The organism is Bacteroidales bacterium (assembly GCA_031276035.1).
In the GTDB taxonomy this organism is placed as follows: Bacteria; Bacteroidota; Bacteroidia; order Bacteroidales; family BM520; genus RGIG7150.
The window spans coordinates 84703-93017 of sequence record JAISNV010000011.1 but is presented as its reverse complement, the minus strand read 5'-3'; the positions used below and the strand labels follow the sequence as shown (position 1 = coordinate 93017).

Genomic DNA, 8315 nt, shown 5'->3' with positions numbered 1-8315 from the left:
GTCTTGTTCTTCTTGATATTGAACGTAACGACGAATCATATCTTCATTGAGACCAACGGTATTGACAAAATAACCACGAGACCAAAAATGATTCCCCCAATAAGGTTTTTGCTTTAATTTATCTTAAAAATCCACCTCCTTTGGAGGTGGATTTTTAAGATAAATTAAATTTTTTAGTGCAAAATTATATTCCTTCCGAGGTTCGAAAAAGTTATAAAACTCCAAAAAATTGGTACATTTGTCATCATTTAGATTATTTTAAGTTAAATTTTCATATTTTTATAGCATATAAGTCTAAAATATAAATTAGGTAAGAAAAATGTTATATATCTTTGTTGACTCAATTTGAAGATTAAAATTATATTCATAATGAAAAAGCAAATAGTTGAAGTAGAAAATTTTAAAGTTCGTGATTTTCTGAATCCCGGAAGTATTTATGATGATTTTATGATTTTCGATAATTTGTCAAAACCTATAGAAAACATTCTTTTTTATGCTATTACACCTTATCCGGTTCGATTAACAACAAATGTTATTATTTTTTGTAAACGAGGGTTTATGAGAATAAATATTGGTTTTAATGAATATACGGTCTCCAAAAATCATATTTTGACAATTCTTGCCGGACAGATTTTTCAAATAACGGAAATTACATCTGATTTTACGGCAGGATGTATTATTATGACTAATAACTTTTTTAACGTACAACATGATTTTATTATGGCGGTAAATTTGAAAAACATTTTTTTAAAATCACCGTCTACTGAGCTATCAGACAAAGAAATGTCTGAAATGATGCAAATTTTCAACCTGTTAAAAAATAAAATCAGTGAAAATAAAAGCATCTTTCTTTCTCAAATTGTGCAACATTATTTTCGTATTATGTTTTATATAATATGTGACACCTTAAATAACCAAACAAAACCTGAAAGTAGAACTTATAAAGAGCAAGTATTAGAAATGTTTATTATGGAACTGCAAAAGCACTTTAAACGTGAACATACTGTGCAATTTTATGCAGATAGATTGTCTATGACAGCTAAAAACATGAGCGCAATTATATATGAAGTGAGCGAAAAACATCCCCGCGATTGGATAAAAGATTACATTATTCTAGAATCCAAAGCTTTATTAAAAACCACAACTATGACGATCCAACAAATTAGTGATGAATTTAATTTCCTCAGTCAATCGCATTTCGGGAAGTATTTTAAACAATCTACGGGGTATTCACCGAAGGAATATAGAAAAATTAAGGTGTGAGAATTTGTAACCATCAGGTAACTCTCTAATAATTATGTCTATTTGAGTTATTTTTATGCGGATATAGTTTTTGAACTGAATTTACCTATTACTTTTAATTGTCTGGAATTGCAGTAATTAAAATATTTATTGTAAAAATTTTAATTATATCAAAAAAATATATTACTTTTGCACCCGAGTTTTATATAATACAATGTTGTACAAAAACTGTGCAACTATAGTATTTTTTAACCAAATAAAAATCATAATCCTGTTGAATATATGGTTTAGAAATATGGTTCACAAAACTCACCGCGTATGAAACGGGGTATAGCGTAGTCCGGCTATCGCGCCTGCTTTGGGAGCAGGAGGTCGCAGGTTCAAATCCTGCTACCCCGACATCTGAAAGACAGTAAATTAAAAGTTCAAAGCTTGTATTTACTGTCTTTTTTTATGCTCTTATTCCAAAATATCTCAAAAATACATACGAAATACATCCTTTAGTTGTAAAATTTTTGTAATATTTCTCAAAATAGATAATGACTTATAGCAACATTTAGTTTCCGTATTAATAATTATTAGCGCACACATGGATTTATGTGATTTCTCAAATATTCCATAACAACTTTTAGAGTTTGTTGTCATCTTTTATTTGGATGAAATCTGGTCGAATATATTTAAAAACAAATTTGCACAATTAATAAAATTAATTAATGTTCATTATTCATTGTTAATTGTTAACTGTTAATTATTTTTCTTACTTTTGTAATTCAATAAAATTTAAATGTATGCGAAGAACTCTACTTATATACAGTATTTTTACAATATTTTTTGCTATAAATATTCATGCGCAAAATCAATATGATGTAAAAAAATACACTATTTCTATTGATACTATTGATGTAGAAAACAAAATTTTATATGCAAATACTCTAATAACTCTCGAACTTGCCGAAAATATAAACTCCATTACTTTTGATCTTTTAAATATGGCTGTTGATAATGCTAAGGTTAATGGTCATACGGTGACACACTATATCTTAAGCGATTCTACAATCGTAATAAATTCAGATTATTTGGTTCAGGGAGAAAATGAAATTCATATTTGGTATTATGGTGTGCCTTTTTCGGAAAGTTGGGGCGGAGTAATTTTCAACAACGAATATGTTTATAATCTCGGCGTAGGAATAAATACTATCCCTCATAATCTTGCCAAAGCCTGGTTTCCTTGTAATGATAATTTCACTGACAAAGCTACTTTTGAATATTATATTACTGTTCCTGATGATAAACTCGCAACAGCGGGCGGCATATTTCAAGATGTTTATTCTAATAATAACGGAACTCAAACTTTTCATTTTAAGAGTGAAAAAGAATTACCATGCTATCTCGCTTCTTTTGCTATGGGCAATTATGCTCTTGTTGAAGACATTCATCAAGGCTTAAATGGCGAAATTCCAATTACATATACCATAAAACCGACACAGGTTGGCGCTGCCGAAATACTTTTTCAAAATATTCATGAAATAATTGATATTTTTGAAGATAAATTCGGGCCGTTTATGTTTGAACGGATCGGATATACTGCAACATCAATAGGCGCTATGGAACATCAGAATAATATTTCTTTTCCGAATAGTTGCATTACATCTAATTTAACCTATGAAAGTTTATATGCTCACGAATTATTCCATTCATGGTTTGGAAATCTAATTACTTGTGCTTCTGCGCAAGACATGTGGATTAATGAAGGTTGGGCAACTTTTGGAGAGTATTATTTTGAAGAAGAACTTTATGATAAGAGTAGATATATGTCGAATATTCTTTCGGCAAAAAGTAAAGTATTTAATAATGCTCATAAACCAAATGAAGATGGTGATTATTATCCATTGAATAAAATCCCCTTATCAAACACATATGGTGTAAGCGCATACCAGAGAGGTGCAATTGTGGTTCATTCGTTACGCAATTATCTTGGTGACGAAATTTTCTTTTCTTCGGTAAAAAAAGTACTTTCAGAAAACAAATATTCGTCGATGTCGTCCGAAGATCTGTGTGAAGCATTAAGCAATGCTTCCGGAATAAATTTGAATGATTTCTTTCATAACTTTGTATATCAAGCAGGTGTTTCAGGTTACCTTATAGATTCGTGTTTTTCGGTGAAAAACGGAAATACATGGGAAGTTGAAATTTATATTCAACAAAAATTAAGAAATAGAAATGAGTTTTCTAATGGTAATAAGGTTGAAATAACTTTTATGAATTTGGACTTAGAAAGTGAATCCTTTGTTGTCGAATTCGACGGTCAACGCGGTTATGCTGTTCATACAATAAATATTGAACCGATAATGTATTTTGTAAATTACAATGACAAAATTTATGACGCTAAGTTTCAAACAGAGAAAATATTAAAAACTCCCGGAACACATAATTTAAATAACACCTATGTCAAAGCTCATATTGAAGATATAAGCGATTCCTCTTTTTTGCATGTCTCACATTATATGATTGCTCCGAATGATCCTTTAAAGGTAGATGGTAAATACAGACTGTCGAATAATCATTTCTGGAAAGTAAATTTAATTAATTACGGTAATACTGATATTGCCGGACTTTTTACTTATTCTAAGAATGATTTTGATAATGACTTGATTATTGAAAATAATGATTCTGTTTATTTGATGTACCGTATAAATTATTCCGAACCCTGGCAAAAGCTAAGCACTATTAGATATGGTAATTTATCTGTCGGCGATTTATATGTTGATAAACTGAGTTTGGGGGAATATGCTTTAGCTGTTATTGATTCATCGGTTAATTCAATAGCGAATTATGAAAATCAAAAGAATTATTATCTGAATGTTTATCCGAATCCATCAAATTCATTGTTTAATATTGAATTCGAAGAAGATATAAATAATCAAACTTTAATTATTTATGATGCAAACAATAAAAAAGTGAAAGAATTTTCACTGAAGGAAAATATTTCAAAAATAACATGGACTCCATCGGCTAAAAATAAAAATCAAATTTATATTTTTGTACTTCAGAAAAAAACCGGAAAAAAAGTCGCTCAGAAGGCTATTTTACTTAAATAATGTACTGATTTATATGTTTTTATTACGACACAAATTCATAATTCTAATATTAATTTTCTTCGGATTGTTCTCTGTCCGGTTTTTGCATGCTCAAGAATGTGATGAAAAAACTGTTGGTGTTGCTTTTAGCGGAGGTGGAGCAAAAGGATTAGCTTATATAGGTATGCTTGAAGTTATCAGAGAAACCGGAATGCCTATACAATATATTTCAGGAACCAGTATTGGTAGTATTATTGGCGGAATGATTGCCCTGGGGTACACTCCGGAATATTTGGAAGAGATTGCAATAAATATGAATTGGGGGCATTTGCTCGGTAATAAAGTTAATTCTACTAATTTATCTGTTTATGAAAAACAAATAAGAACAAATTATTTTTTAACTCTACCTATTGATACGAATTTTAATATAAGAATTCCTTCTGGACTTTTAAACGGACAACGTATTGATGATCTTTTTACCCGTTTATACAGTCCGTATTATATGATTGACGATTTTTCAAAATTACCTACGCCGTTTTTATGCATCGCAATTGATTTGGAAACAGGTGAACCGGTAGAGTTAACCGAAGGTTATTTCCCGGATGCACTAAAGGCAAGTATGTCTATTCCGATAGCTGTAATTCCCAAAAGTATCAATAATAAAAAATATGTTGACGGCGGATTTATTAATAATTTCCCGGCCTCAAACCTAAGGAACAAAGGTGTTAGAACTATTATCGGGCTTGATGTTCAGGGTGATATGAAAGATCCTGATTCAATTACTACAGTTTTTGATGTGTTGAATCAGTTTATGGATATGAATAGGTATAAATCAAACTTAGAAAGTATGTCTATGATAGATGTACTTATCAAACCGGATATCAGCGGATTGAACTCCGGTAGTTTTGATCAGAATAAGGAAATTATCCACCGCGGAAGGGTTGCTGCCGAAGAAAAGCTTGATGAATTGCAAAAACTTTCCGATTCACTTATTAATTTGGGTTGTGAACCATTTAAATTTCTGGATATCCGCCCTTTAGATTCGGTTTATATTGAATCGCTGATGATGAACGGACTTTATAAGACAAATCCTAATTCCATTAGTAGCAGTTTTACATTCAAAGTTCCTGGATATGTAAAATTAGATGATATTGAAACAAGTCTCGAGAATTTACGTGGCACCTACTTTTTTAAATATGTTACATACCAACTTTTACCCGGAAAAGATGGTGCTGCAATGGTTATACGTTTCGAAGAAATGTCTCTTAATACGGTTAGTCTCGGATTTAACTTTTCGAAGGAAAAATATGCTACATTGTTGCTTAATACCACTTTCAGAAATCTCGGCGGATATCTTAAAGGTTCATATTTTACTTTAGATTTGGGCTTAAGTTCTTTTCCTTATTTATATGCAACTTATCTTTTTTCAACAAGAAAAAAACTTCAACCAGGTGCATCCATAAATGCTTATACCATTCCTTATTTTACATACAAAGACAATTCCGCTGCCGGAAAGTCGATATTGCTAAACACATCAACCGAATTATTTCTCCAACTGAATACTTCAGTAAATTCATATATTAAATTCGGCGCTCAATTTCAAACATTCTCAAGAGTTGCAAGAATATCTGCAGCCGATTTTCTGAACTTGGGAAATCTGTGTCTTACAAGTTATTTCAAATTTTCATTAAATACTTTAGATAATGATGTATTTCCGAAATCCGGAATCAAACTTTCATATACGGGAAAGGGTATCTTTGCCGATTTTTCAAGAAATACTATTTCGCCGTTTATGACTAATACTGTAAATGCTTGTTTCTCAACTACAGGTTATTATAAACCGTTTGATCTTACTCTTAATACTTATATCGATATTGGAATTAGTCTTTTCGGCGGCGATTTCTTTCCTTATAAATATTATGCTGGCGGATATGATCATCAGCCATTTATGAACGTAATTCCTTTTGCAGGATTTCGGCATATGGAATTATCAGCAAACAATATCTTCCATCTCAGAGAAGACCTTCAATTTAATTTCTTAAAAAGACATTATGCAATACTCTCTGTTGGTGCGGTATCAATGCACGATAATATCAAGGATCAGGTTATCGATTTTGATAATATCTATACTTATATCGGAATAACATACGGATTGAAAATATCTAATTTTCCTATCAGAATATCACTAAATAAATCATTGAATAGAAAAGGCTTAGAATTTTATTTAAGCATTGGAAACTTCATTAATCCTTAAGCTATGAGAAAAAATATTATCACAATTTTTTGTGTCTTAATTATTTTATTGTTGCAATCTTGTAACGGTCGTGAACAATATCCTATTGAACCGCAAATCACATTTAATTCATATAAACTAATTAATGAAAATGATGTCACCGTTAAATGTGTTTTGATTATTGATTTTACCGATGGCGACGGCGATATTGGTTTAGAACAGGGAGATACTTTACCGCCATATATACCTCCTTATAACAACAATTTGTTTGTAGATTATTTTGAGATGCAAAACGGTATTTTAACACAAGTACATAGTATGGATAGTAGCGCCACAATTGTTAATTTCAACTCGCGACTTCCGGTTTTGACTCCATCAGGAGTAAATAAAAATATTAAGGGCACTATTTATGATACTATTAATTTTATAAATACTTTCACCGAATACGACACAATTATGTTCTCAATTTATATGGTTGACCGTGAGTTACATTCAAGTAATGTTGTTGAATCACCATTAATTGTTGTTAAAAAGAATAAAGATGAATAGTGAATATATAAATTATATTGAAAATATTTTTCCGGAAATCTTAGAATTTAGGCGGCATATTCATCAATATCCCGAATTGTCGTTTCAGGAAAAAAAAACTTCGGATTTTATTTTTAATTATTTATATGATTTGAATCTGAAACCTGTCTATATTGAAAACACATATTCCATAGTTTGTGAAGTAAATACTAATAATAATTATCCTAATCTATTATTTCGTGCCGATATCGACGCTTTACCGATTGAAGAAAAAAGCGGATTAAGTTTTTCTTCTAAAAATAATGGTATAATGCATGCTTGCGGACATGATGTTCATACAGCAGTACTTATAGGTGTTGCAAAAGTTATTTCAAATTTCAGAAACATATTAAAATGTAATATAACTCTTCTATTTCAAACAGGAGAAGAGGTGAATCCCGGTGGAGCCAAAACATTTATTGATTCGGATTTTTTCAAAAGTAAAAAATATGATGCCGCATTTGCTTTACATCTAAGTCCTGAACTGGAAACCGGAAAAATAGGAATTCACAAGGGAGCTTTTATGGCTTCAAGTGATGAAATTTATATTGATGTCAAGGGTAGAGGAGGGCATGCCGCAATTCCTGCAAATATTATTAATCCGATAACAATTGCTTCTAAAATATTTATTGAGATTGATAAACTTAATTCTCTAAAAATGGAATTTCCTTTTGTTGTATCTTTGGGAAGTTTTATTGCCGAAGGTGCAACAAATATTGTCCCCGATTATGTAAATATAAAAGGTACTGTTCGCGCTTTCAGTAAAAATGATAGAGCGACTCTGCATAATAAAATAAACGAGGCCGTAGAAAGTATTTCTAAAGCAAATGGAGGAGAAGCAATTTTCAAGATTAATCAGGGCTATCCTGTTTTAGTTAATGATGAGAAAATGTGCGTAATTGTCCATAATGCTGCTTCAAAAATTATTTCGGAAGAAAGTATTATTGAAATTCCTGAAAGGTTAACCTCAGATGATTTCGCATATATTGCGGAACAAGTTCCTTCGTGTTATTTCCGTCTTGGTTGCAACTCAAATACAAAACTTCATTCGTCAACCTTCAATCCGGATGAAAATTGTATGCTTATCGGAATGAATATTTTTTGTGAAATTTTGATGACCAAAATCTTATAAATTCCCTAAAAGATAAACTTTTCCGATCTTAATAAAAAGAACTCTAATAAAGATTAAGTTAATG

The 8315-nt window shown here is 30.8% G+C and carries 5 protein-coding genes, 1 tRNA gene and 1 pseudogene; 6 read left to right on the top strand and 1 reads right to left on the bottom strand.

The window, feature by feature from the left end; translation table 11 throughout:
* Positions 1-111, bottom strand: a pseudogene (locus tag LBP67_03090) (transposase).
* 258 nt (positions 112-369) lie between these two features.
* On the opposite strand from LBP67_03090, the gene LBP67_03085 reads away from it, so the two are divergent.
* The 6 genes from LBP67_03085 to LBP67_03060 all read left to right on the top strand — a co-directional run bounded on the left by LBP67_03085 (position 370) and on the right by LBP67_03060 (position 8251).
* Entirely contained in the window at positions 370-1263 is an 894-nt protein-coding gene (locus LBP67_03085; protein ID MDR2083959.1) for a helix-turn-helix domain-containing protein, read from the top strand.
* 303 nt (positions 1264-1566) lie between these two features.
* Positions 1567-1641, top strand: a tRNA-Pro gene (locus LBP67_03080).
* Between the two features lie 389 nt (positions 1642-2030).
* Positions 2031-4340: a hypothetical protein gene (locus LBP67_03075; GenBank protein MDR2083958.1), complete on the top strand. Its 2310-nt coding sequence runs from the start codon at positions 2031-2033 to the stop codon at positions 4338-4340.
* Positions 4341-4353: 13 nt separating this feature from the next.
* Positions 4354-6573: a patatin-like phospholipase family protein gene (locus tag LBP67_03070; GenBank protein MDR2083957.1), complete on the top strand. Its 2220-nt coding sequence runs from the start codon at positions 4354-4356 to the stop codon at positions 6571-6573.
* Between the two features lie 3 nt (positions 6574-6576).
* Positions 6577-7101 carry a hypothetical protein gene (locus tag LBP67_03065; protein ID MDR2083956.1) on the top strand — a complete coding sequence of 175 codons (525 nt, stop codon included), beginning with the start codon at positions 6577-6579 and terminating at the stop codon, positions 7099-7101.
* Positions 7094-8251, top strand: a complete 1158-nt coding sequence (locus LBP67_03060) for an amidohydrolase (protein ID MDR2083955.1) — start codon at positions 7094-7096, stop codon at positions 8249-8251. The genes LBP67_03065 and LBP67_03060 overlap by 8 nt, the downstream gene beginning before the upstream one ends.
* Positions 8252-8315: the final 64 nt, after the last annotated feature.